The sequence below is a fragment of the Massilia aerilata genome, from assembly GCF_042656905.1.
GTDB classification, from domain to species: Bacteria; Pseudomonadota; Gammaproteobacteria; order Burkholderiales; family Burkholderiaceae_D; genus Telluria; species Telluria aerilata.
This window is the reverse complement of the sequence record NZ_JBHSMZ010000015.1, coordinates 40,193-65,201: the sequence shown is the minus strand read 5'-3', so window position 1 is coordinate 65,201 and position 25,009 is coordinate 40,193. Positions and strand designations below refer to the sequence as shown.

Sequence of the window (25,009 nt, the reverse complement as noted above, 5' to 3'; positions counted from 1 at the left end):
CAGAACCAGGACTCCCCGGCTGGAAGCGGCCGGGGAGTTTTTTTATGTCGACGGTTCGCAGATGGGTCGCGCGCAACGGACGTGCAACAGTATTGGCATCCTGCCCCATGCTCATGGATACTGGCGGCTCCCGATGACACGCCCGGATTCCGCCCCATGCCTTCACCAAGCAAGCTTGCCCTTCTCCTTGCCACGCTCTGCCTGCCGTTCGCCGCGGCGGCAGCCGGCGGCGACGATGCGATCTCGACCGATCGCCCGAACGTCGCCGAATCCAGCCAGGTCATCGGCAAGGGCCGGGTCCAGCTCGAGACCGGGCTGCAGTGGGACCGCCGGCGCGACGAGACGCTGCATGAGCGTACCTTGACGACACCGAGCCTGTTGCGCATCGGACTGAGCGACAGCACCGAGCTGCGCATCGAGACCGATGGCCGCAGCGTGATCCACGATGCCGATCCGGCCAGCGGCCTGCACACGGTCACCGCCGGCTATGCCGACACCGCGCTGGGCCTGAAGTGGCATCTGCAGGACCAACAGGACAACGCGCCGTCGCTGGGCGTGTTGCTGCATGCCGACCTGCCGAGCGGCAGCCGCGCCTTGCGTGGCCATGGCGTGCGCCCGTCGCTGCGCCTGTCCGCCGAGTGGGAACTGGCGAACGGCCTGTCGCTGGGCCTGATGCCCGGGGTGGCGCTCGGCAGCGACGACGACGGCGCCCGCTACGGCTACGGCATCCTGGCTGCGGCCATGGGCAAGGAATTCAGCGAGCGCCTGCACGGTTTCGTCGAGCTGGCGGCGCCGCAGATCGCGCCCGCCTCGCATGGCGGCACCCAGGTCCTGGCCGACACCGGCCTGACTTACCTGATCAGCAAGGATGTGCAGGCCGATGCGATGGTGGTTCGCGGCCTGAACCGCCGCACGCCCGAGCTGAGCCTGGCGTTCGGCCTGTCGTTCCGGCTGTAGGGCAGGTGCAACGCCGCGGTCGTAAAACTTGACTGTTGGCAACAACACCCGGAACATGGCGGGTTCCCGTTTCAGTCCCCGCAATCCAGGCCATGCTGCTCTCCACCTTTCGCCACGCGTCCATCAAAACCAAACTCATGCTCAGCATGGCCGCGTGCCTGCTGGTGTTCCTGGCCGTCTCCGTCGGACTCAGCATCAACCTGACCGGCCGCAGCCTGCGCACCCGGGTGGTCGACCAGGAATTGCCGGCGGTGGTCGACGGCATCCGCAACGACATCCTGCGCCAGATCGCGGTGCCGCTGACGGCCTCGCTGGCGGTGGCCGACAATACCTTCCTGCAGGCTTGGGAAAACGAGGACCTGCCGGAAGCCGGCCTGCCGGCCTGGCTGGCCTACGCCAGGGCGGTCAAGCAGAAGAACAAGGCCGACGCCGTGTTCTGGGTGTCCGGCGCCACCGGCAAGTACTACACCGACAAGGGCCTGAACATGGTGATGACCAGGTCGGATGCCGGCAATGCCTGGTTCTACGACTTCCTCGCCGGGGGCAAGCCCTACAGCATGCGCCTGGGCTCGAACATCGCCCACGACGGCACCACCACGCTCTACATCAACGCCCGCTTCGACGCCGGCGCCGGCAAGGCCGGGGTGGCCGGCATCGGCCTGTCGGTCAACGCCATGGCCGACGCCGTGCGCGCTTATAAAATCGGCGAGTCAGGCTTCGTCTATCTGGTGCGCGATGACGGCAACATCCTCGTGCACCGCGACACCAGGCTGGCCGACGGCGCCCACAACATCAAGGACCTGCCGGGCTTCGGCGAGGAACTGCGCGCCAAGCTGCTGGCCAGGCAGCGCTTCGTCCACGCCAGCTATGCGGCGCCGGGCGGCCGCCGCCTGGTGGCCGCGTCCTTCGTGCCGGACCTGAACATGTACGTGATCGCCGAAGTGCCGGAAGCCGAGGCGCTGGGCGGCATCGCCAGCTCGGCCAGCATCGCGGCGCTGGCCGCGGCCCTGGTGGGCGGCGCGGTCGGCCTGTTCGCGATCTTCATGGTCAGCCGCGCGATCGCCGCGCCGGTGGCGCGCGCCGCCGCCATGCTGGGCGAGATCGCCGACGGCAAGGGCGACCTGACGCGCCGCATGCCGGTCGAGGGTCGCGACGAAGTGGGCCTGCTGGCCGAAGCCTTCAACCGCTTCGTCTCCTCGCTGAACCATACCATGAGCGAAGTGCGCGGCAGCACCGAGGCGATTGCCGGGGCCTCGAGCGAAATCGCGGCCGGCAACGGCGACCTCTCGAACCGCACCGAGGAGCAGGCCGCGAGCCTCGAGCAAACCGTGCATACCATTACCGAGCTGGCCGCCACCGTGAAGCAGAACGCCGGCCACGCGCGCAACGCCAGCCAGCTGGTGCTGGCGGCGCGCGGGCAGGCGGAGAAGGGCGGCGAAGTGGTCGGCGAAGTGGTGCAGACCATGGGCGCGATCAGCGACAGCTCGCGCCGTATCGCCGACATCATCGGCGTCATCGACGGCATCGCCTTCCAGACCAATATCCTGGCCCTGAACGCCGCGGTGGAAGCGGCGCGCGCCGGCGAGCAGGGCAGGGGCTTCGCGGTCGTCGCCTCCGAGGTGCGCAACCTGGCGCAGCGCTCGGCCGCCGCGGCCAGGGAAATCAAGGCCCTGATCTCGGCATCGGTGGACCAGGTGGAGGCCGGCGGCAAGCTGGTCGACAGTGCCGGCGTCGCCATGGCCGGCATCGTCGACGCGGTGCGCGGCGTGGCCGACCTGATGGGCGAAATCGCCGGCGCCAGCGAAGCGCAGAGCGAAGGCATCGCCCGCGTCAACCAGACCATCGGCGCGATCGACGACGCCACCCGCCAGAACGCCGCCCTGGTCGAGGAAGCGGCAGCGGCCGCGATGGCGCTGCAGGACCAGTCGGCGCGCCTGGCGCAGGTGGTGGCGGCCTTCCGGCTGGAAGAGCAGGGCTCGATCTGACGAAATTCCAACACTTCGTTGAAACTGTATAAACGGTTTTCCGTAAATCGGTTGACGCAGGCATGAAGACGGGTGAGGATGCTGCAAAGCAACATTATTGCAAATTCTCACCTATTCCCAAGGTCTCTCATGCTTGCCCAGTTTTCCCGCCGCTTGTCGATCAAGACCAAGCTCATGCTCAGCATGGCTGCCTGCCTGCTGCTGTTCACGCTGATTTCCTCCTTGCTCAGCGTGACGCTGACCGGCCGGGGGATGCATGACCGTGCCGTCGAGCAGGAATTGCCGGCGGTGGTCGGCACCATCCGCAACGATATCCTGCGCCAGATCGGCGGTCCGGTCAGCGCTTCGCTGGCGGTCGCCAACAACACCTTCCTGCAAGCCTGGGAACGCGATGGCCTGCCGGAAAGCGGCATGGAGGCCTGGACCGCCTACGCGAAAAAGATGAAGAGCGTCTATCACGCGGGCAGCGTGTTCTGGGCCTCGCCGGGCAAGATGCAATTCCTGACGGAGGATGGCCTCGACCACGCCATGGAAAAGAACGCGCCGCGCGACCAGTGGCTGGACGCTTTTCTGGCCGGCGGCCGGTCGCACGAACTGAACCTCGACCCGGACGCCAAGACCGGCGAAATGATGTTGTTCATTAACGCACGCGTCGACGCCGGCGACGGCAAGCTGGCCGCGGCCGGCCTTGGCCTGTCGGTCAAGGAAATGGCAGACAACGTGCGCGCCTACACGATCGGCAAGTCCGGCTTCGTCTATCTGGCGCGCCCGAACGGCACCATCATCCTGCACCGCAGCCCCGCCCTGGCGGACGGCAAGCACAAGGTGCAGGACTTGCCGGGCTATACGCCGGAGGTCATCGCCGGCCTGATGAAGAAGGAAAAGTTCGCGCACGCGGTCTATGCCGGCGGCCAGGGGCAGACCATCGTGTCCTCGTCCTATGTGCCGGAACTCGACATGTACGTGATTGCCGAAGTGCCGGAATCGGAAGTGCTGGGCGGCCTGGCCCGGTCGGCGACCATCGCCGCCGTCGTGGCGGGCGTGGTCGGCGGCAGCATCGGCCTGTTCGTGGTGTTCCTGGTCAGCCGCGCGATCGCCGCGCCGGTGGCGCGCGCCGCCGCCATGCTGGGCGAGATCGCGGATGGCAAGGGCGACCTGACGCGCCGCATGCCGGTCGAATCCTCCGACGAAGTCGGCATGCTGGCGGACGCCTTCAACCGCTTCGTCTCGTCGCTGAACCATACGATGAGCGAGGTGCGCCGCAGCACCGACGCGATTGCCGGCGCTTCGGCCGAAATCGCCGCCGGCAACATGAACCTGTCGAGCCGCACCGAGGCGCAGGCCTCCAGCCTCGAGGAAACCGCGGCCGCGATGGAGGAACTCACGTCCACCGTGCGCCAGAATGCCGAGAACGCGCGCCAGGCCAACCAGCTGGTGATGTCGGCCAGCGGCGAGGCGGAGAAGGGCGGCCAGGTGGTGGGCGAAGTGGTCAGCACCATGGGCTCGATTACCGAGAGCTCGCGCAAGATCGCCGACATCATCGGCGTCATCGACGGCATCGCCTTCCAGACGAATATCCTGGCGCTCAACGCGGCCGTCGAGGCGGCGCGCGCGGGCGAGCAGGGACGCGGCTTTGCGGTGGTCGCCACCGAGGTGCGCAACCTGGCCCACCGCTCGGCGGCGGCGGCCAAGGAAATCAAGGTCTTGATCGGCGAATCGGTCGGCCAGGTCGAGACCGGCGCCAAGCTGGTGGACGCGGCCGGCGCCTCCATGACCGGCATCGTGCAGGCCGTGCGCAGGGTGGCGGACCTGATGAACGAAATCGATTCGGCCAGCCGCGAACAGAGCCAGGGCATCGGCCAGGTCAACCAGTCGATGGCGACCATGGACGACGTGACCCAGCAGAACGCGGCCCTGGTCGAAGAAGCCGCGGCGGCCGCCGGCGCGCTCGAGGAGCAGGCCGGCAGGCTGGCCCAGGTGGTGAGCGTGTTCAAGCTCGAGACCCCGGCTGCAGACGCTTCGCAGCCCGTGCGCCTGGCCCTGGCGCGTTGAAAGCAGGCGCCGGCTTGCGCGGCAGCGCGAAGTCGGTGTTGCATGGGCGCGATTCCAGGGCTTGGAAATTGCCGTATTGCCATTAAGCATGTTAGGATATTTTTAACTTAACATCCCGTGCAGGCAAGATATGGCTGAGCTCGAAGTCGCAAAACATGGCAAGAACGTCATCCATTTGATGGGCAAGAAGGAACACGAGCTCGCGCACAAGCTCCGCGAGATCGCCCTCGAGATCGCGATCATCGTGTTTGCCGTCAGCATGAGCATCTGGCTGCATGGGCTGAGCGAGCATCACCACAAGCAGCAGGAAGTGAAGACCTTCCTGCTGGGCCTGAAGGGCGACCTGGAAGCCGACGTCAGGCAGCTCGACAATATCAAGGAAGGGTACAGGGGCTTCGACGCGAACTACGCTTATCTCGCCAGCCTCGATCCCGGGCGGCAGCCGGATTGGGCAAAGTTCAAGGAAGCCTATGCGAAGAGCGACGCGAACTGGTACTTCATCCCGGTCAAGAGCCGCTATGAGGGTTTCCTGATGAGCGGCCGGCTGACCAACATCGAAAACGAGAAGCTGCTGACCGCCATCCTGTCCCTGTACCAGATGCAGCTGCCGCAGATCCAGACTTCGGAAGGCGGCTGGTCCACCCGCCAGCGCAAGCTGCGCGACTACCGCGAGGACCAGCTCGAAGGCGACGACGAGCAGTCGCTGTTCCGCGTGACGACCACGCCGAAGGGCAAGCGCCTGCTGCGCGATATGAACACGACGCCGCAGCTGTACGAGCGCTACCAGAGCTATATCGGCCAGAGCCAGGAGATCATCAAGATGATCGCCGAGGCGTATCCGGCCGAGAAAGCGCGCTGAGCACGGCCCGGCAGCGCGCGGCGCTCACCGCCATCCTCGACCACGACAAGGCGACCGGCATGAAGGGCAATCCGGGCAGCCAGGTGTGCGTGAGCGAGAATGCGGTGCCGGCGATGCTGCGGAAGGGGGCGAAGCTGATCCGTCGTCCCCGCCTTCGCGGGAACGACGGCAGAGGTGAGTCAGCCGGTATTGCGCAAGCCAGCCGCCACCCCATTGATCGACAAGTGAATCCCCCGATGCACCCGCGAATCGATCTGCTCCGGATCCCTGGCCAGCGCCCGGTGGCGCTGGATCAGCTCCACCTGCAAGTGGTTCAGCGGATCCAGGTAGGCGAACCGGTTCTGGATCGAGCGCGCCAGCAGCGGGTTGGCGGCCAGGCGCTCGGCATTGCCTGTCACCTGCTCGAGGCAGCGCAGGGTCTCGCCATATTCCGCCGCGATGCGCTTGAAGATGGTCTCGCGTAGCGCGGCGTCCGGCACCAGTTCGGCGTAGCGGCGGGCGATCGGCAGGTCGGTCTTGGCCAGCACCATGTCCATGTTCGACAGCAGGGTGGCGAAGAAGGGCCATTGCTGGAACATCTCGCGCAGCAGCGCCAGGCGTTCTTCGCGCTCGCCATCCGCCAGCCAGCCGGCGATGGCGGCGCCGAAGCCGTACCAGCCCGGCAGCAGCAGCCGGCACTGGCCCCAGGAGAAGCCCCAGGGGATGGCGCGCAGGTCTTCGATGCGGCGGGTCGACTTGCGCGAGGCCGGGCGTGAGCCGAGGTTCAGCTCCGCGATCTCGGCGATCGGCGTGGCCGCGAAGAAGTAGTCCGTGAAGCCCGGGGTCTCGTAGACCAGGTTGCGGTAAGCCTTGTAGGCGCGCTCGGACAGCTCCGCCATCACCGCTTCGTAGCGCTGCAGGCGCGCCACCTGTTCGCGGTCTTCGCCATGCGGCATCAGGCCCGCTTCCAGGGTCGCCGCCACCAGCAGCTCCAGGTTGCGGCGGCCGATCTCGGGGTTCGAGAACTTCGAGGAGATGATCTCGCCCTGTTCGGTCAGGCGGATCTGGCCGTTCACGGTGCCCGGCGGCTGGGCCAGGATGGCGTCGTAGCTGGGGCCGCCGCCGCGGCCGACGGTGCCGCCGCGGCCATGGAACAGGCGCAGCTTGACGCCGGCCTCTTCGAAGATCTTCACCAGCTTCAGCTCGGCCTGGTACAGCTCCCAGTTCGAGGTCAGGAAGCCGCCGTCCTTGTTCGAGTCCGAATAGCCCAGCATGACTTCCTGCAGCTGGCCCTGGTGCCGGATCAGCTCCTTCACGATCGGCAGCGCCATCCAGTCGCCCATGATCTCGCTGGCGCGCTGCAGGTCGGGAATGGTCTCGAACAGCGGGATCACCATCACGTCGTGCTGCTTCTCGCCTGGACGGAGGAGGCCGGTTTCCTTCTGCAGCAGCAGGACTTCCAGCAGGTCCGAGACGGTCTCGGTGTGCGAGATGATGTAGTTGCGGATCGCGCGCGCGCCGTAGCGTTCGCGGATCTCGCGCGCCGCGCGCAGCACGCCCAGCTCGGACTGGGTCTCGTCGGAATATTCGGCGTAGGGCGTGTAGAGCAGGCGCGGATGGGCGATCTCGGCCAGCAGCAGCTGGACCTTGGCGGCTTCGTCGAGGTCCGCGTAATCGGCTTCGACCCCGGCCTGCTTGAACAGCTCGGCCAGCACGCGCTCGTGGATGTCCGAGCTCTGGCGCATGTCCAGCGAAGCCAGGTGGAAGCCGAAGATGGCGGCGGCGCGCAGCAGGCCGGCCAGGCGCGGCTTGATGAGGATGGCGCCGTGGTTGTTGTTCAGCGAATCGGCCAGCACCTGCAGCTCGGCCTGGAACTCGGCCGGGCCGCCGTAGGCATCGGCGTGGCCGACCTCTTTCCGCAGCGGGTTGGTGGCGCCCAGTAGCCGCGCGGTGGCGGCCAGGCGCGCGTAGATGCCGATCAGGGCGCGCCGGTAGGGTTCGTCGCTGCGGTGCGGCGAGTTGTCGGGCGATGCCGCCGCCAGCGCTTCCAGGGCGGCGTCGGCCGGCACCAGCAGGGTCGAAGTCGACAGCTCGGCGCCCAGCGTGTGCACCTCGTCGAGGTAGAAGTCGAAGATGGTGGTGGCGTGGCGCACCAGCGCGCGCTGCATGGTGGCGGCGTTGACGTTCGGGTTGCCGTCGCGGTCGCCGCCGATCCAGCTGCCCATCTGCAGGTAGGTGGCGCCCTTGGTCGACACCTGCAGTTCCTCCTCGATGTCGTCGTACAGGGCCGGCAGCTCGCGCAGGAAGGTGGTGCGGTAGTAGGACAGCGCGTTCTCGATCTCGTCGGCCACCGTCAGCTTCTCGTAGCGCAGCATGCGGGTTTGCCACAGCGTCGCCACGCGCGCCTGCAGCAGCATCATGTTGTGGGCACGCTCCTTGGGCGTCAGCGGCAGGTCGCGCTCGGCCAGCAGGCGCGCGATGTCGTGCTCGGCGTCCAGCGTCGACTTGCGCTGCACCTCGGTCGGGTGGGCGGTCAGCACCGGGGAGATGAAGGCGTCGCGCAGGAAGCTTGCCGCCTGCTCGCGGTCGACGCCGGCATCTTCGAGGCGCGCCAGCGCGTAGGCCACGCTGGCCGGCTGGGGTTTCGAACCGGCCAGCTGGTGGGCGCGGCGGCGCCGCACGTGGTGCTGGTCCTCGGCGATGTTGGCCAGGTGCGAGAAGTAGGAAAACGCGCGCACCACCGAGTTGGTCTCTTCGCGCGTCAACTTCTTGAGCAGGCTGGTCAATTCCTCGCCGGCCTGCGGATCGTCCTCGCGGCGGAAGCGCACGGCGGTCTGGCGGATGGTTTCGACCACGTCGAACACGGCCTCGCCCTCCTGGCTGCGCAGCACGTCGCCCAGCAGGCGGCCGAGCAGGCGGATATCTTCTTTGAGTGGCGCGTCCTTGTCGCTGGACGGGGTCGGGATCGATGCGGGGGCCTGGACTTGCGGGGCGGCCAGGGGATCAGGGTTTGCAGCTTTGTTCATAATCGAGCACAGGTTGGATGTTCGGGGGTCCCGGAAGGGGGCTCTCGTGTACAACGTTGCCGTGGTGGATGCCACGGTTTCTGCAAGGGACCGCATGCTAGAATTTGTGGTTGCAGGCATGCCGCCAACCGGCGTCGGCCGATCCAGGCACAACGACAGTGAAAGAAATTGTTTTGAAGACTAAGGACACGACGCAGCGCCTACCCTCTCGCCTCATTATCGCATCGCGCGAAAGCCGGCTGGCCATGTGGCAGGCCACCCACGTGCGCGACCGCCTCGCTGCATTATATCCGGATTGCCAAATCGACATTCTCGGCATGACCACCCGCGGCGACCAGATCCTCGACCGCACCCTGTCCAAGGTCGGCGGCAAGGGCCTGTTCGTGAAGGAACTCGAGGTGGCCATGCACGAAGGCCGCGCCGACCTGGCCGTGCACTCGCTGAAGGACGTGCCGATGGAATTGCCGGACGGCTTCGAACTTGCCGCCGTTCTCGAACGCGAGGATGCCCGCGACGCCTTCGTATCGAACGACTTCGACAGTCTGGCCGGACTGCCGGCCGGCAGCGTGGTCGGCACCAGCAGCCTGCGCCGCCAGGCCCTGATTGCCGCGCGCTACCCGCAGCTGGTGATCAAGCCGCTGCGCGGCAACCTCGACACCCGCCTGGGCAAGCTGGACCGCGGTGACTATGCCGCCATCATCCTCGCCGCCGCCGGCCTCAAGCGCCTGGGCCTGGAGCGCCGCATCCGCGCCTACCTCGAAACGGACGAGAGCCTGCCGGCCGCCGGCCAGGGCGCGATGGCGATCGAGATCGTCTCGGGCGAGCGCGGCGACGGCGTCGACCTGCGCGCAGTGCTGGCGCCGCTGAACCATGAGGACACCGCGCGCGCCGTCGCCGCCGAGCGCAAGGTCTCGCGCGTGTTCGGCGCCAGCTGCCAGATCCCGCTGGCCGCCCATGCCATCGTCGAGGGCGGCGAGCTGCAGCTGCGCGCGATCGTCGCGACGCCGGACGGCCGCCGCAGCGCCTTCGCCGAAGGCAGCGGCCCGGCCAACCTGCCGGAACAGCTGGGCGAGCAGGTCTCCGCGCTGCTGCGCGAACAGGACGCCGACGCCATCCTGGCCGAGTGCAAGGCCGAAGCGGCCGCGCCCTGATGACCGGGGCGGTCGTCATCACCCGACCCCGCCAGCAGGCCGAGCCGCTGGCGCGCGCCGTGGCCGCCCTCGGCCGCGAGCCTGTGCTGCTGCCGCTGCTGGAGATCTCGCCGCTGGCGGACGACGCCCCTCTGCGGCGCGTGTTGAGCGGGCTCGCTTCGTATGCGCTGGTGGCCTTCGTCTCGCCTAACGCGATCGACGCAGCCTTCGCCCACATCGACGCCTGGCCGGCCGGCGTCGATATCGCCGTGGTCGGCGAGGGCAGCCGCGCGGCGCTGGCCAAGCACGGGATTGGCGGCGAAGTCCGCATCCATTGCCCGAAAGACCCCGCCTTCAGCGATTCCGAGCACCTGCTGCAGGCGCTCGACCTGGCGCAACTGGCCGGCCGCCGCGTGCTGGTGGTGCGCGGGGAGGGCGGGCGCGAGCTGCTGCCGGACGCGCTGCGCCAGGCCGGCGCCACGGTCGAGGCGGTGGCCAGCTACCGCCGCGCCGTTCCCGAGGCAACGCCGGAACTGGCGGCCAGGCTGCGCGGCTTGCTGGCCGGACCGAACGACTGGATAATCACGAGTTCGGAAGCCTTGCGCGGGCTGGTGTCCCTGGTGGACGGACTGGCATCAAGCGAATTGACGACGCAACTGCGGCAGCAGCGCCTGATCGTTCCGCATGCGCGCATCCATGAAACAGCCCTCGCGCTCGGCTTCGGCCGCCTGCTCCTGACCGGTTCCGGCGACGAACGTCTCCTTGCCGCGTTACAATCACAAGCATGAACGAATTGCCCAATCATCCAGAATCGAGCAAGGGCGGCCAGATGGTCCCGCCGGAGGCTTACGTGACGCCTGCGCCGGCCGAGCCGCGCGTGCCGGAAGCGACCCGCGTCGGCGGGCTGCTGAACAAGCCGCAGAACGTGGCCATCATCATCCTGGCCGTGCTGCTGGGATTGCAGACCTGGTCGACCCACAGCCGCTTCAACCGCCTGCGCGAAGACGTCGCCAAGACCCTGCAGAAGGACAACGCCTCGAACGCCGAGACCGCCCAGTTGGTCCGCGAGACCCAGGAGACCGCCAAGGAGCTGCAGGTCAAGGTCGGCGTGCTGGAAAGCCGCCAGTCCGAGTCGCAGAGCCAGCAGGCCGCGCTCGAGCAGATGTACCAGGACATCTCGAAGAACCGCGACGAATGGGCGCTGTCCGAGATCGAGCAGGTGCTGTCGACCGCCAGCCAGCAGCTGCAGCTGGCCGGCAACGTGCAGGGCGCCCTGATCGCGCTGCAGAACGCCGACCGCTCGCTGTCGCGCTCCGACAAGCCGCAGTTCATCACGATCCGCCGCGCCATCGCGCGCGACATCGACAAGCTGAAGGCGCTGCCCCAGGTCGACCAGGCCGGCATCGCGCTGCGCCTCGATAACGTCATCTCGCAGATCGACAACCTGCCGCTGCTGGCCGACGAAAAGCCGGCCGAACCGATCGCGCCGAGCCGCGTGAATCCGCCGGCGAAAAACAGCATGGCGGCCGCCAAGGGCGCCGCCGCGGCCGCTCCCGAAGACATGTCGCTGGGCCGGCGCGTGGTCGACACCTGGCGCAACTGGAGCCACGAGATGTGGGACGACATGCGCCAGCTGATCCGGGTCCGCACCGTGGACCAGCCGGAAGCGCTGATGCTGTCCCCGAGCGAAGCCTATTTCGTGCGCGAGAACCTGAAGCTGCGCCTGCTGAATGCGCGCCTGGCCCTGCTGTCGCGCAACGAAGGCACCTTCCGCGACGACATCGGCAGCGCCCAGCAGACCCTGGGCCGCTACTTCGACACCAAGGCCCGCTCGACCCAGTCGGTGCAGGGGCTGCTGCGCCAGGTCCAGGCCAACAACGTCACCATCGAGGTGCCGGATCTGTCGGAAAGCCTGAACGCCGTGCGCAACTACAAATCGAAACCGTGAGGAGCTGACCATGCGCCTGCTTCTCTGGTTAGTCGCCCTGATGGCGGCGGCGATCGGCATCGCCGTGACCGCCCGCTTCAACCCCGGCAACGTGGTGTTCTTCTACCCGCCGCACCGGATCGACCTGTCGCTGAACCTGTTCGTGGTGCTGGCGGCGCTGCTGTTCCTGGTGCTCTACGTGCTGGCCCGGGCGGTGCGCGCCACCCTCGGCATGCCGGCGCGGGTGGCCGAGTACCGCCTGCGCAAGCGCGAGCGCGAAGCCAACCGCGGCCTGCGCGAAGCCCTCAAGGCCCTGTTCGAAGGCCGCTTCGGCCACGCCGAGAAAGCCGCCAAGCGCGCCGCCGAGCTGCCGGACAACGCCGGCCTGGCCGCCCTGATTGCTGCCCGCGCCGCCCACCGCATGCGCGAACCGGCCCGCCGCGACGCCTGGCTGGCCGGCGTCCTGCACGACCAGTCGCTCAAGACCGCGCGCCTGATGACGGTCACCGAACTGCTGGTCGACGAGCACAAGCCGGAAGCCGCGCTGGAAGCGGTGCGGGAGCTGAACGCGAGCGGCCAGCGTCACATCCACGCCCTGCAGTGGGCGATGAAGGCCAACCAGCAGGCGCGCAACTGGCCCGAGGTGCTGCGCCTGGTGCGCACCCTGGACAAGCGCAACGCCCTGCATCCGGCCCTGTCCAGCCGCCTGCGCGAGATGGCCTACGAATCCCTGCTGGGCGAAGGCGGCCACGATGCCGAAAGCCTGAAACGCATGTGGGCGACGGTGCCGAACGCGGACCGTTGCAAGCCCTACATCGCGGCGCGCGCGGCCAGCGCCTTCAACGCCCGCGGCCTGCACGACGAAGCCCGTGTGATCGTCGAGAACGCCCTGGCGTCCGAATGGGACGAGCGCGTGGTGCGCGCCTACCGCGAAGCCGCCGGCCCGGAAGGTTCAGGCACGCTGCTGGCCCAGATCGAGAAGTGCGAGGGCTGGCTGCGCGCGCATCCTGGCGACGCCGAGCTGGCGCTGACCCTGGGCGCCCTGTGCCTGCGCCAGAAGCTGTGGGGCAAGGCCCAGCGCTACCTGGAGCAGGCCCTGGTCGATGCCGTCGATCCGGACCAGGTGCGAGAAGCCCACCTGAAGCTGGCCCAGCTGCACGAAGCCCTGGGCCAGCAGGAAGAGGCGAGCCGCCACTTCCGCCTGTGCGCGCTGGCGACCGTACTCTGATTCCAAGCGGAAAAGGTCTGGCTTGTGCGGCGCACAAGTCCAGGCCGATTCGCTATAATGGCCCCCTTTATTATTTCTAAAGCAAGCCAATCAAGGACCAACCATGAGCCTGAACAACGTCAACGCCGGCCGCGACGTGCCAAACGATTTCAATGTCGTCATCGAGATCCCGATGAACGGCGACCCGGTCAAATATGAAGTGGACAAGGAATCCGGCGCGATCTTCGTCGACCGCTTCATGGGCACCGCGATGCACTATCCGTGCAACTACGGTTACGTCCCGAACACCATCGCCGACGACGGCGACCCGTGCGACGTGCTGGTGATCACCCCGTTCCCGCTGATCCCGGGCGTGGTCGTGCGCTGCCGCGCACTGGGCGTGCTGAAGATGACCGACGAAGCCGGCGGCGATGCGAAGATCCTGGCCGTGCCGGTCGAGAAGCTGGCGCCGCAGTACGCCAATATCAAGACCCATGAAGACGTCGCGGAACTGACCCTGCGCCAGATCCAGCACTTCTTCGAGCACTACAAGGACCTGGAAAAGGGCAAGTGGGTCAAGGTCGAAGGCTGGGCCGGCCCGGACGACGCCAAGGAAGAAATCGTCAACGGCGTGAAAACCTACGAAGCCCAGGCGAAGTAATCGTCTGCCGCCTGCAGGACAGGAAGGGCCGGCACCCGCGAGGGGCCGGCCCTTTTCCTTTTCCAGCTTACCAGCCGCCGGTCACCAGCCGATATCCTGCAGCAGCGGGAAGGTCAGGTCGCGCGGCGGCGTCACCTCGTGGGTCAGGTCGTCGTTGATGGCCGGCTCCATCAGCTGGTTCGGCTTGGCCTCGGTCGTGTAGTGCGACACCGTCGACCCCGGCGAGTAGATGCTCGGTGTGTACATCAGGATCCGGCCCTGGGCGTCGGCGCCGGCCAGGCGGGCCGTGTTCAGGCCCAGGCTGGCGACCACGCCGGACTGGGTGCGCGAGCGCCGCTGCAGGCTGGCCTTGAGCGTGGCGCCGTTGGCCTGGGTCACGCGCACCGAGGGGATGGCGATGGACGGATCGTTGCCGCTCATGCCGGCGACGTCGCCCGGCGCATTGTCCGCCACCACCATGGCGATCGCGCCGGCGGCCTGCACGTTCTTCGCCTTGGTGACGAAGTCGCAGCTGCCGCGGTCGACCAGCGCGACCTTGCCGCGCACCGCCAGCGCGTTCAGGGCGTTCAGCGGATCGCAGGCCAGGCCGGTGCCGTTGGCCTGGTCGACCACCGGCATCAGCTGGCCTTGCACCGGCGGGTTGGCCAGCGGCGGACCGAAGGAGGCGTCGCCGACTTCGTAGTTGCCGGCGGCTGAACCTGCTGCTGCGCCCGACACCGCCAGGTTCGACATCGGATCCAGCACCTGCGGCACGGCGGCGGTCACGCGTGCGCCGTTCCAGGACAGGCCGCGCCAGGTCACGGCCGAGGCTGCACGCTCGGCGGCGGTGCTTTCGACCCAGGTGCGGCCGGTCGTGTTATTCAGCAGGTAGTAGTCCCAGATCGAGGGGGTGCCGAGGATTTCCTCGCCGGTCTCGTCGTCGGTGAAGGTCTGGAAGCCCAGGCCGTGCGCGAATTCGTGCAGAAGCACGGTGACGAGGTCGATCTGGTCGCCGAAATTGCGGTCCAGTCCGAGGTAGAAGCCATTGCCCGGCAGGCAGTCGGGGAACAGGCCCAGGCGCGAGTTGAAGCGCGCGATGATGTGCGGCTCGCCCGGGGTGGCGATGTCCACGCCGGCCAGCTTGCTGGCCAGGGCGGCCGGATACCAGGTGTTGGCGCGCGGCGCGTTGGTGAAGTCGCTCCAGATCTCGTTGGCGCCGGCCGAGCCCAGTACGGCGCTGGTGGCGGTGCAGGACAGCGGCACGAAGGATGCGCCGATGCGGATCGGCACGCTGCTGGTGAGCGTGGCGCCCCAGATGTTGGCCGCCTGCTGGAAGGCATACAGGCGCTGCTGGCCGAGCGTGGTGCCGGGGTTGCCGCCGACCGGCGTGGCCGGGGTGGGGTCGTTGAAGCCGACGCCGGCAGCGTTCTGGTTGACGATCACGATGCTGGCGGCGGCGTGCGCGGTGGTCATCGCGCCGACCGCCAGGGCCAGGGCGCAGGCGAGGGTGGCGACGATGCCGGCGGCCGCCTGCTGCAGGCGCGGATGGCCGGGCTTTTCAGAATCAGCGGGCTTCATGGCGATGCTCCTTGTGCTCGGCGTTGGCGGGATGCTGCATGGCGTCCTGGGCGGCGGCTTCGCCCTGCACGCATTGCTCGGACAGCTTGCCGCCGGCGCCGCGCGTGACGACGTCGTAGACCAGGGTCTTCTCGCCGAGGCGCACGCCGCGCGCGCCGTCGCCCCGCGACAGCTGCTTGCCTTCCTGCGGGGCGCCGGCCATGGCGGCGGCGGACGGCGGGGCCTTGGCCCGCAACTGGCGCAGTTCTTCCGGGGTCGGGGCGCGCATCTTGCCGGTCTGCGGATCGCGCACCACCACCATGCCTTCCTTGCTCTCCTTCCTTTCCTGCGCTTTGGCGTGCATGCTCAGCGAGGCCAGCACGCACAGGGCGGCCAGCATGCTCAGGGTCATCATCTTCTGCTTGGACATGGCGATCTCCGATCAGGCGTGAAATTTGCGGCGGCGCAGGCCGAACAGGCCGAGACCCGCCGCGAGCATCGCCCAGGTGGTCGGCTCGGGCACGGCCGTTACCACCCTGACCGTGTCCAGGCCCACATAGTTCAAGCTGTCGGCGGGGCCGAAGTAGCGGAAGGCGAAGCGGCCTTCGCCGCTGCCCGTCACGGTGGCGCTGTACTGCGACCAGTCGGCCGGGTAGTCGCCGGCGACGACGAGGCCGAGGCTGGTGAAGCCGGAAATATCGGCGCCGGAGCCGGACGAGTACAGCACCTCCAGCTGGTCGCTGAAGCCGGGGTCGCCGGCCTGGCGGGTGTAGAAGCTCAGCACCGATTCGCCGGACAGGTTCAGGACCGGCGTGATGAGCCAGTTGTCGACCGTGCCGCCGCTGCCGCCGGCGCTGAGGAAGCTGGCGGCGGCATAGGCATCCGCAGCGCCGGCCTGGGCCGGGAAGATGCCCGAATTGCCCTGGAACCAGGCGGAACCCGGCGGAACGCTGTTGTTGACCAGGGCCCAGCCGCTCAGGCCGCTGACATTGCCGAATCCTTCGTTGAGAACCTCGACGCTCTGGGCCTGCGCGGCCGTGGCGCCGAGTGCGGCCAGCGAGAACGTGGCTGCCGCAAACAAACTATTGACGGGTTTCATTGAAAGCCCTTTCTTGGAAGCCAGTAGGATGGAGAAATCACTCGCGCTGGCTAGTCGACGAGGCCATGCTGAGTTCATCATATGGTTGAGATGACAACAGGCATTGATCTTTAGCTAAGTCGCGGACTGGACTTCAGGTGCGCTGCAAGGTATTGCCGTGCAGGCCGGGCGGGGGCGTGGAGTAGGACTGGGGAGGGGAGGACTTGCAACGTCGTCCCCGCGAAGGCGGGGACCCAAGTTGGTGGATCAGTGCCAGTGCACGATTGCGGCTGCTCGCCGAACTTGGACCCCCGCCTTCGCGGGGGCGACGGCGAGGGACGCGGGGGCGATGTCGGAACGCGGGTGCGTTCTTATTTGCGACGGAAGCGCAGCTTGCCGACAATCCCGATCGGGAAGAAGTAAATCGAAAGGATGAACAGCACGCCCAGCCACAGCATCCAGCGGTCCGGGTGCAGGGCGGCGGCCAGCATCGGCATGCCGGCCAGCGCCTCCGAGGCTTGCCCCATCAGGGTCTTCAGGTAATTCTGCGCCAGGATGAAGAGGGCGGCGCCGACCACCGCGCCATACATCGTGCCCATGCCGCCGATCACGACGATCAAGAGGATATCGGTCATCACCTCGAAGCCGAGCGAGGTCTTGGGCCCGACATAGCGCAGCCACAGGGCCATCAGGGCGCCGGCCAGCGCGGCGACGACGGCGGCCAGCACGTTGGCCCAGATGCGGTAGACCACGGTGCGGTAGCCCAGCGCCTCGGCGCGGAATTCGTTTTCGCGGATCGCCTGCAGCACGCGGCCGAAGGGCGAGTTCACCAGGCGCAGCAGGAACAGGAACAGCAGCAGGCAGCCGAAGAACACCACATAATAAGTGATCAGCTTGCCGTCGATGGAACGCCCCAGGACCTCGTTCTCCATCAGCGTGTAGGCCGGCGACAGGATCTCCGGCACGCTGAAGGTGCGGCCATCCTCGCCGCCCGTGAAATCGGACAGCTGCGAGGCCAGCACCGCGAACGAGGACGCCACGGCCAGCGTGATCATGGCGTAGAAGATGGCGCGCACGCGCAGCGCGAACAGGCCGATCACGAAGGCCAGCGCAATCGTCAGCAGCAGGGCCAGGGCGATGCCGATGAAGACGATGCCCCAGGTGGGTTCCTCGACGCTGGCCAGGGCGATGCCGACCCCGTAGGCGCCGATCCCGTAGAACATCGTGTGGGCGAAGGAGACGATGCCGGTATAGCCCAGCAGCAGGTCGTAGGACGCCACCAGCACGATGTAGACGCAGATCGTGGCGGCGGTGTTCAGCGGGCGCGCGCCCGAGAACAGGAAGGGCGCCGCCAGCAGGCCGAGCAGGACCAGAAGGAGGAGGGCGCCGAGGGCGCGGCTGCGCGGCAGGTCGCCGGAAAGAAGTTTGATCAGCATGCTCAGCCCCGCGACTTCGAATACAGGCCGGCCGGACGCCACAGCAGGATGGCGATCATCAGCACGATGTTGGACACCAGCGCCAGCTTGGGCGCCAGGAAGCCGGCGTAGTTGGCCAGCAGCGCCATCAGCAGCGCGCCGATGAAGCAGCCGCCCACCGAGCCCAGGCCGCCGATGATGACGACGATGAAGACCATCACCATGATCTCGCTGCCCATGCTGGCCACCAGGGTCTCCTTGTACAAGCCCCACATCACGCCGCCCAGGCCGGCAAGCGCGGAGCCGGCCGCGAACACGCCGATGAACAGGCGCCGGATGCGGTAGCCCATGGCTTCGACCATTTCGCCGTTCTCGACGCCGGCGCGGATCAGGAGGCCGATCTTGGTGCGGTTGAGCGTCAAAAACATCGCCGCGAAGACGACCAGCCCGACCGCCACCGCCAGCAGGCGGTATTTCTCGATCGCGGCCTCGCCGATGAAGATGGCGCCGCGCAGCGCGGCCGGCAGCGGCAGCGGGATCTGGTCGGCGCCCCAGATCACGTTGATCAGCTGCTCCGACACGATCATGCCGCCCATGGTGATCAGGATTTGCTTCAGGTGCTGGCCATAGACCGGCATGATGACGATGCGCTCGAAGGCCCAGCCGATCAGGGCGGTGACGAGCATGGCCACCAGCACCGCCAGGCCCAGCACGCCGAGGTTCGCCGCCAGCGAATCGGCTTCCAGCCAGCCGCGCATCGGCAGCAGCACCAGCGTGGCACTGAAGGCGCCGACCGAGACGAAGGCGCCATGGCCGAAATTCAGCACGCTCATCAGGCCGAACACCAGGGTCAGGCCACTGGCCATGATGAAGATCATCATGCCCATCGCGAGGCCGGCGACGGTGAGCGTCACCCAGGTCGGCAGGGAGACGAAGGGCAGCACGGCCAGCGCCAGCGCCGGCGCCAGCAGCAGCGGCGCGAGGTCGCGTTTCGCGGCCGGCAGCGGGGCGTCCGCCTGCGCTTTGGTCATCGGGAGAGTAGCGCTCATTGGTGAGAGTCCAGTGAAAGGCCGAGCAGGCGCTGCTGCAGCGCATCGTCGTTGGCCAGGTCGTGCATCAGGCCGGCGTGGGCGACGCGGCCGTCGTCCATCACGCTGACGGTATCGCCGAGCGTGCGCACGAAGTTGAAGTTCTGCTCGACCAGCAGGATGGTGGTATTGGTGTCCTTCAGCTCGCGGAAAGCCAGCATCAGGCTTTGCACGATGGCGGGCGCCAGGCCCTTGGTCGGCTCGTCCACCAGCAGCAGCTTGCGCGGTTCGACGATCGCGCGGGCGATCGCCACCATCTGCTTCTGGCCGCCCGAGAGGTTGCCGGCCGGGTAATTCCAGAATTTCTTCAGGGCCGGGAAGAAGCCGCAGATCCAGTCCACGCGCGCCTGGTCCAGCGGGCCGTTGCGCGCGGCCAGGTAGAGGTTCTCGCGCACCGTCAGCTCCGAGAACACGGCCATGCTTTCCGGGACGTAGGCGATGCCGGCGCGCGCGATGTCCGGCGTGCTCATTTTCGTGATGTCGCGGCCGTCGAACACGATGCTGCCGGCGCTGGCCTTCCACAGCCCCATGATGGTGCGCAGGGTGGTGGTCTTGCCGGCGCCGTTGCGGCCCAGCAGGACCGCCAGGCCGCCGCGCGGCACCACCAGGTCGACGCCTTGCAGGATGTGGTACTGGCCGATGTGGGTGTGCACGCCCGACAGGGTCAATATCGGTTCAGCGGCGGGATCAGGCATGTTCCGGTGTTCCAAGATAGGCTTCCTGTACGATTTTCGATTGCATGACTTCGCGCGGTTCGCCGTCCGCGACCAGGGCGCCGTTGTGCAGCACGATGATGCGGTCGGCCAGCGAGCGCACCACGTCCATCTTGTGCTCGACCAGCAGCACGGTCTTGTTGCGCTCCGCCTTGACCTGGTGGATCAGGTCGAGCACGACCGGGACTTCGTCCACGCTCATGCCGGCGGTGGGCTCGTCGAACATCAGGATCTCGGGCTCGAGGGCCAGCAGGATCGCCACCTCGAGCTTGCGTTGGTCGCCGTGGGGCAGGGTGCCGACCGGCAGGTCGCGCTTGGCGGCCATCGAGACGCGCTCCAGATAGTGCTCGGCGCGCTCGATGACGGCCTTGTGGCCGAACCACACCGAGAACATGTTCAGGCCGATGCCAGCGCGGCTCTGCACCGCCAGGCGCACGTTCTCCAGCACCGTCAGGTGCGGGAACAGGTTCGTCAGCTGGAAGGCGCGGCCCACGCCCAGGCGGGTGCGGGCCGCCGGGCCGAGTTTCGTCACGTCCTTGCCGGCGACATGCACGCTGCCGGAAGACGCGGCCAGCTGGCCCGACACCAGGTTGAAGTAGGTGGTCTTGCCGGCGCCGTTGGGACCGACGATCACGGTCAGGGTGCCGGGATAAAACTCGGCCGTCACCCCGTTCACCGCGACGTGGCCGCCGAAGCGGATCGTCAGGTCGCGGGTGGACAGGGATGGCTGTGGTGCGGCAGCCATGTCAGCGCTTGTTCCGCACCGGCAGCGGCAGTTCGGAGGCGGGGATCTCGCGCACCAGTTCCAGGATGTCCCACTCGTTCTTCTGGTCCTTCTTGATGCGGAAGTGGTACATCGGCTGCAGCGCCTGGTGGTCTTCCTTGCGGAAGGTCATCTGGCCTTTCGGGGTCTCGAAGGACATGCCTTCCATCGCCGCCGACAGCTGGTCGCCGTTCGCGTTCGGCACTTTGCTCAGCGCCGCGAACACCGCACCGGCCGCCGCCATGCCGCCCGCCGTGAACATGTCGGGCGGGGCCTTGAAGCGTTTGGTGTGCTCCGCGACCAGCCAGTCGTTCATCTTGTTCTTCGGGAAGCCGTAGTAATAGAAGATGGTGCCTTCGGTACCGGCGAAGGCTTTCCAGGTCTTCATCACCGGCAGGATGTTGCCGCCCGGGGCCACCGTGATGCCGTAGCGCTCGGGCTTCATGTCCGCGATCTTGTTCAGCGGGTTCGGGCCGGCCCACACGATCTGCAGCACGCGCGGCTGCGGCTTGTCCTTCAGGGCGTCGAAGATGCGCTGGGTCGGCGCGGTGAAGTCGGTGGAGGCGGCCGGCGCGTATTCCTCGTGCACGACTTTCCCCTTGCTGCCGGTGGCGGCCAGCGCTTCCTTCGCGGCCTTGACGGCGTCGCGGCCGAAGGCGTAGTCCTGGGCCAGGAAGGCCACGCTGCCGCTCTTGAAGGTGGAGGCGGCGGCCATCGCGTCCTGCATCGAGCTGCGCGCGGTGCGGAAGATGTACTTGTTCCACTTGGCGCCGGTGATCTCGTCGGCCACGGCCGGCTCCACGATCAGCACCTTCTTGTATTCCTTCGCCACCGGCAGCATCGCCAGCGCCGAGCCGGACGAGGTGGTGCCGACCGCGATGTCGACCTTGTCGTCGCCATAGGCTTCGGCCAGCAGGGTGCGCCCGAGGTCCGGCTTGCCCTGGTCGTCCTTGACGATCACCTTGAGCTTGCGGCCGTTGATTTCCATCTTCCCGCCGGTCAGGTATTCGAGGCCCATCATGAAGCCGGTCTCGGTTTCCTTGGCATAGGCTTCCAGGGCGCCGGTCTTGCCGGCGATGAGGGCGACCTTCAGGTCCGGGGCGGCCAGGGCGCTGGAACCCGCGGTGGCGATGAAGGCTGCCAGCAGGGCGGCTGACATGGGCTTGATGCGTTTCATGTGGTCTCCTCGTTTCTCTTGCTGTGTTCTGTTCAGGGCACGGTCGCCAGGAATTCGGCGATCGCCTTTAGCGCCGCCGGCTCGGTCAGCATCGGCGCGTGGCCGACCTGCGGCACCTCGACGTACTGCATGTCCGGCGCGGCGCGGCGCATCCAGTCTGCCTGGCGCGCTTCCACCAGGTCGGACAGCGCGCCGCGCACCAGCATCACGGGACGCTTGCGCGCCAGCCGGCGGAAGGCCATGCGCGCCGCCAGGGACGTCGGACGCAGTTTACCGGTTTGGAGTGCAATCGCAATGTTCGGATCGTAGCGCGGACTCAGGCTGCCCGTTTCGTCCTGCTCGAAGGCGCGGCGCGCCCACTTGCCCCATTCCTCTTCGGAGTTGTCGGGGAAGGCGCACAGGTTGATGTCCTTGATGAAGCCGGCGGCCTCGCTCCAGCTGCCGAGCGCCACGCCCTTGCCGGCATAGCCCGCGATGCGCGCCAGGCCCTTCTCGGACAGCACCGGGCCGATGTCGTTGAGGATGGCCGCCGCCACCAGCTCGATGTGTTGCGCGGCCAGGGTCATGGTAATCAGGCCGCCCATCGAGGTGCCGATGAAGACGGCGCGCGCGATGCCGAGTTCGTGCATCAGCCTGGCCACGTCTCCGGCGTAGACGACCGGGTTGTAGTTGTCGTGGCGGGGATCGTGCTGCGAGTGCCCGCGTCCACGCACGTCGACCGCGATCACGCGCCGCGACAAGGCCGCGAGCAGGGGCGCCAGTTCGTCGAAGTCGGCCGAGTTGCGGGTCAGGCCATGGATGCAGATCACGGGCAGGCGCGCGGGCCCGCTGCTTCCGGCGTAATCGCGCGCGTACAGGCGCAAGCCGTCTTCGCTCGTGAAGCTGAGTTCAGTGTAATTGGACATTGGACCCCGTTATGATCTTAAAAAGAGGGCGTCCCGCGGGACGCCCCTGTGGCCGTCTTACGGGGGCGGATCAGAACTTCACGTTGACGGTGGCGCGCACGGTGCGCGGGTCGCCGTAGAACGCGGTGATGGTGTTGAAGAAGCCGGAGAAGTTATAGCCGGCGGTCTTGTAGCGCTTGTCGGTCAGGTTGCGGCCATGCAGGCCGACCTGGATCTTGCGGTCGCTGCTGGTCCAGACCAGGCCCGCATCCCACAGCGCATAGCCATCCTGGGCCAGCATCAGGTTGCCGGGGACGGTGGCGTCCAGCGCGGCCACGCCGGTGCTGCGGGCGATCTCGGTCTGGTACACCTTGCCTTTGTACGACAGGCTGTTCGACAGGCTGACGGAACCCGAGCGCCCCATGACCGCCATCGGCCATTCGTAGTTGACGGCGATGTTGGCCGAGTTCTTCGGCGTGTTCTGGAACTCGGTGCTGCCGGCGATGTTCACCAGGTTGGCGCCGTTCGCCACCATCCATTCGTTGTACTTGGCGTCGATGTAGCTGTACATCGCGTTGACGCTGAGCTGAGGCGTGACATACGCGACCGCTTCCAGTTCCAGGCCCTTGATCTTGGCCTTGCCGGCGTTGGTCAGGGAGCCGGCGAAGCCGTTCACGTTGCCGGCGGCGTCGTAGGTCGGGATCGAGCCCGGGATCTGCACGTTCTTGTAGTCGGTGTAGAAGACCGCGGCATTGGTCTGCAGGCGGCCGCCGTTCATCGACGACTTCACGCCCAGTTCGATGCTGCTGACTTCCTCGGGCGCCACGCCGGCGCGCTTGGCCAGCGATACCGTGGAGGTCGGGCCGCCGGTGGCCGCCAGGTCCATGCGCGGGTCGAACATGCCGCCCTTGAAGCCCTTCGACCAGGTGGTGTACAGGTTGTGCTCCGGGGTCAGCTTGTAGCCGAAGCCGAGCTTGGGCGTGAACTTCTTGTCGGTGCGGTGCAGCGCATCCTTGCCGAGGTTGGTGTTCGGGTTGCCGAAGGCGACGGCGCCGGCGTTGCCCAGGCGCGGCGAGCTGTTCAGGCCCAGGTAGGTCTGCTTGAAGATCTCGGCGCGGCGTTCGTCCTCGGTGTAGCGGCCGCCCACCGTCACGCTGAGGGCGTCGGTGACGTTGTAGCTGGCGTCGGCATAGGCGGCCCAGGTTTTCGAATCGATGTCGTCGTGGGTCAGCAGCGACAGGCCGCCGGCGGCGTTGTACAGCACGTCGAAGTCGTTGTAGGCATTGGTCTTCATGTAGAACACGCCGGCCACGCCCTGCACCTTCTGGCCGGTGTAGGTCAGCTGGAATTCCTGGCTGGCCTGGTTGTCCTTGTAGAAGGACGGCGCTTCCCACAGCGGCACTTCGAGCGAATCGAAATCGATCGGCGCATAGGACTTCGACTTGCGGTAGGCGGTGATCGACTTCACCGACAGGGTCGGATCGATCGTGTATTCGGCCATCAGCGAGCTGCCTTCGGTGGTGACCTGCTGCTCGTGGCCCAGCACCGTGTACAGGTTGGCGCGGGTGTCGTAGGTGCCGGAAGCCGGCTGGAGATTGCCCGGCGCCGGGCCCAGGGTCAGGCGCTGGCCCTGGCGCGCTTCGGAATCGTCGACGGTCTTGTCGGTGGACAGGCGGATGAACAGGTCGGGGGTCGGGGTCAGTTCCAGGCTGATGCGGCCGGCCATCACGTCCTTGTTGTAGTTCTGGCGGCCGTTGATGACGTTGTGGCCGAAGCCGTCGCGGTTGAAGGTGCCGACGGTGGCGCCGATGCGCAGGATGTCGGAGACCGGCATGCTGCCCTTGACGACCAGGTCCTTCTCGCCGTAGTTGCCGAAGGTGACCTTGGCGTCCAGGGTCGGCTTCGGCGCCAGCTTGCGGGTCACGTACTTGACCGCGCCGCCGATGGTGTTGCGGCCGTACAGGGTGCCCTGCGGGCCGCGCAGCACTTCGATGCGTTCGAGGTCGTAGATGTCGGTCAGCGCGCCTTGCGGGCGGGCCAGGTAGACGTCGTCGAGGTAGATGCCGACGCCCTGTTCGAAGCCGGCCACCGGGTCCTGCTGGCCGATGCCGCGGATGAAGGCGGTCAGCGTGGTGTTGGTGCCGCGCGAAGCCTTCAGGGTGGTGTTCGGGACGGTGTCGGTCAGGGCGGTGATGTCGGGGATCGCGCTTTTTTCCAGCTCGGCGGCCGAGATCGCGGTGACGGCGCCCGGCACGTCCTGGATCAGCTCGGCGCGGCGGCGGGCGGTGACGACCACCTGGTTGATGTTGTCGCTGGCGGCGGCAGGGGTTGCGGCGGCGGTGGCGGCGGCGCTGTCGGCGCCTTCCTGGGCATATGCTGCCCCGAACGAACCGCCATAGAGCGCCAGCAGGACGGCGGTGGAGAGGGCGGAACGGTTCAGCAACATCAGTTTGTTTTCGGTACGACGCATCGTATGTCTCCTAGTATTTTTTGATAGCAGCATGCGTTCAGGTTTTGCGCACGGGATGGAGTTTGCCCCGCACAAGACTGGTTGAATAGATAACAACGCGCT

At 67.3% G+C, this 25,009-nt stretch carries 20 protein-coding genes; 9 read left to right on the top strand and 11 right to left on the bottom strand.

The window, feature by feature from the left end; all coding sequences use genetic code 11:
- The first annotated feature begins 156 nt into the window (after positions 1–156).
- The 4 genes from ACFPO9_RS17950 to ACFPO9_RS17935 all read left to right on the top strand — a co-directional run bounded on the left by ACFPO9_RS17950 (position 157) and on the right by ACFPO9_RS17935 (position 5,853).
- Positions 157–957 carry a transporter gene (locus ACFPO9_RS17950; protein ID WP_379772949.1) on the top strand — a complete coding sequence of 267 codons (801 nt, stop codon included), beginning with the start codon at positions 157–159 and terminating at the stop codon, positions 955–957.
- Between the two features lie 92 nt (positions 958–1,049).
- Entirely contained in the window at positions 1,050–2,942 is a 1,893-nt protein-coding gene (locus tag ACFPO9_RS17945) for a methyl-accepting chemotaxis protein (protein ID WP_379772946.1), read from the top strand.
- Positions 2,943–3,071: 129 nt separating this feature from the next.
- Positions 3,072–4,994 carry a methyl-accepting chemotaxis protein gene (locus ACFPO9_RS17940; protein ID WP_379772944.1) on the top strand — a complete coding sequence of 641 codons (1,923 nt, stop codon included), beginning with the start codon at positions 3,072–3,074 and terminating at the stop codon, positions 4,992–4,994.
- A 130-nt stretch (positions 4,995–5,124) separates the two neighbouring features.
- Complete coding sequence (locus ACFPO9_RS17935) at positions 5,125–5,853, top strand: hypothetical protein (RefSeq protein WP_379772941.1); 729 nt, start codon at positions 5,125–5,127, stop codon at positions 5,851–5,853.
- Positions 5,854–6,032: 179 nt separating this feature from the next.
- Here ACFPO9_RS17935 and ppc read toward each other — a convergent pair whose 3' ends face one another.
- Positions 6,033–8,954 carry a phosphoenolpyruvate carboxylase gene (ppc, locus tag ACFPO9_RS17930; protein WP_379772939.1) on the bottom strand — a complete coding sequence of 974 codons (2,922 nt, stop codon included), beginning with the start codon at positions 8,952–8,954 and terminating at the stop codon, positions 6,033–6,035.
- 77 nt (positions 8,955–9,031) lie between these two features.
- Here ppc and hemC point away from each other — a divergent pair, with 77 nt between their 5' ends.
- The 5 genes from hemC (at position 9,032) to ppa (ending at position 13,783) form a co-directional block, all read left to right on the top strand.
- The gene (hemC, locus tag ACFPO9_RS17925; RefSeq protein WP_379772936.1) at positions 9,032–10,009 is read left to right on the top strand and encodes a hydroxymethylbilane synthase; all 978 of its coding nucleotides are present in this window, start codon (positions 9,032–9,034) and stop codon (positions 10,007–10,009) included.
- Positions 10,009–10,776 (top strand): uroporphyrinogen-III synthase, encoded by a 768-nt coding sequence (locus tag ACFPO9_RS17920; RefSeq protein WP_379772933.1) that lies wholly within the window; start codon positions 10,009–10,011, stop codon positions 10,774–10,776. Before hemC ends, ACFPO9_RS17920 begins: the two co-directional genes overlap by 1 nt.
- A complete protein-coding gene (locus tag ACFPO9_RS17915) occupies positions 10,773–11,936 on the top strand; it encodes a uroporphyrinogen-III C-methyltransferase (RefSeq protein ID WP_379772930.1) in 1,164 nt (387 codons plus the stop codon). Before ACFPO9_RS17920 ends, ACFPO9_RS17915 begins: the two co-directional genes overlap by 4 nt.
- Before the next feature lie 10 nt (positions 11,937–11,946).
- Positions 11,947–13,143: a heme biosynthesis HemY N-terminal domain-containing protein gene (locus tag ACFPO9_RS17910; RefSeq protein ID WP_379772927.1), complete on the top strand. Its 1,197-nt coding sequence runs from the start codon at positions 11,947–11,949 to the stop codon at positions 13,141–13,143.
- Positions 13,144–13,246: 103 nt separating this feature from the next.
- Positions 13,247–13,783 carry an inorganic diphosphatase gene (gene ppa / locus ACFPO9_RS17905; RefSeq protein WP_379772925.1) on the top strand — a complete coding sequence of 179 codons (537 nt, stop codon included), beginning with the start codon at positions 13,247–13,249 and terminating at the stop codon, positions 13,781–13,783.
- Positions 13,784–13,864: 81 nt separating this feature from the next.
- Here the strand turns inward: ppa and ACFPO9_RS17900 are convergent, their stop codons facing one another.
- The 10 genes from ACFPO9_RS17900 to ACFPO9_RS17855 form a co-directional block, all read right to left on the bottom strand.
- A complete protein-coding gene (locus tag ACFPO9_RS17900; RefSeq protein WP_379772923.1) occupies positions 13,865–15,340 on the bottom strand; it encodes a PA domain-containing protein in 1,476 nt (491 codons plus the stop codon).
- The gene (locus ACFPO9_RS17895; RefSeq protein ID WP_379772920.1) at positions 15,327–15,749 is read right to left on the bottom strand and encodes a post-PEP-CTERM-1 domain-containing protein; all 423 of its coding nucleotides are present in this window, start codon (positions 15,747–15,749) and stop codon (positions 15,327–15,329) included. Before ACFPO9_RS17895 ends, ACFPO9_RS17900 begins: the two co-directional genes overlap by 14 nt.
- Before the next feature lie 12 nt (positions 15,750–15,761).
- A complete protein-coding gene (locus ACFPO9_RS17890; RefSeq protein ID WP_379772917.1) occupies positions 15,762–16,418 on the bottom strand; it encodes a choice-of-anchor J domain-containing protein in 657 nt (218 codons plus the stop codon).
- A 350-nt stretch (positions 16,419–16,768) separates the two neighbouring features.
- Entirely contained in the window at positions 16,769–17,833 is a 1,065-nt protein-coding gene (locus ACFPO9_RS17885) for a branched-chain amino acid ABC transporter permease (protein ID WP_379772914.1), read from the bottom strand.
- Positions 17,834–17,835: 2 nt separating this feature from the next.
- Complete coding sequence (locus tag ACFPO9_RS17880; protein WP_379772911.1) at positions 17,836–18,861, bottom strand: branched-chain amino acid ABC transporter permease; 1,026 nt, start codon at positions 18,859–18,861, stop codon at positions 17,836–17,838.
- On the bottom strand, positions 18,858–19,595 hold the full coding sequence (locus ACFPO9_RS17875; RefSeq protein WP_379772908.1) for an ABC transporter ATP-binding protein: 738 nt from the start codon (positions 19,593–19,595) through the stop codon (positions 18,858–18,860). The genes ACFPO9_RS17880 and ACFPO9_RS17875 overlap by 4 nt, the downstream gene beginning before the upstream one ends.
- Positions 19,588–20,358, bottom strand: coding sequence for an ABC transporter ATP-binding protein (locus ACFPO9_RS17870; protein ID WP_379772905.1), 771 nt, complete (start codon positions 20,356–20,358; stop codon positions 19,588–19,590). Before ACFPO9_RS17870 ends, ACFPO9_RS17875 begins: the two co-directional genes overlap by 8 nt.
- Position 20,359: 1 nt before the next feature.
- Positions 20,360–21,553, bottom strand: a complete 1,194-nt coding sequence (locus ACFPO9_RS17865) for a substrate-binding domain-containing protein (RefSeq protein WP_379772904.1) — start codon at positions 21,551–21,553, stop codon at positions 20,360–20,362.
- A 32-nt stretch (positions 21,554–21,585) separates the two neighbouring features.
- Positions 21,586–22,458 (bottom strand): alpha/beta fold hydrolase, encoded by an 873-nt coding sequence (locus ACFPO9_RS17860; RefSeq protein WP_379772901.1) that lies wholly within the window; start codon positions 22,456–22,458, stop codon positions 21,586–21,588.
- 70 nt (positions 22,459–22,528) lie between these two features.
- A complete protein-coding gene (locus ACFPO9_RS17855; protein WP_379772899.1) occupies positions 22,529–24,907 on the bottom strand; it encodes a TonB-dependent receptor in 2,379 nt (792 codons plus the stop codon).
- Positions 24,908–25,009 lie beyond the last annotated feature (102 nt).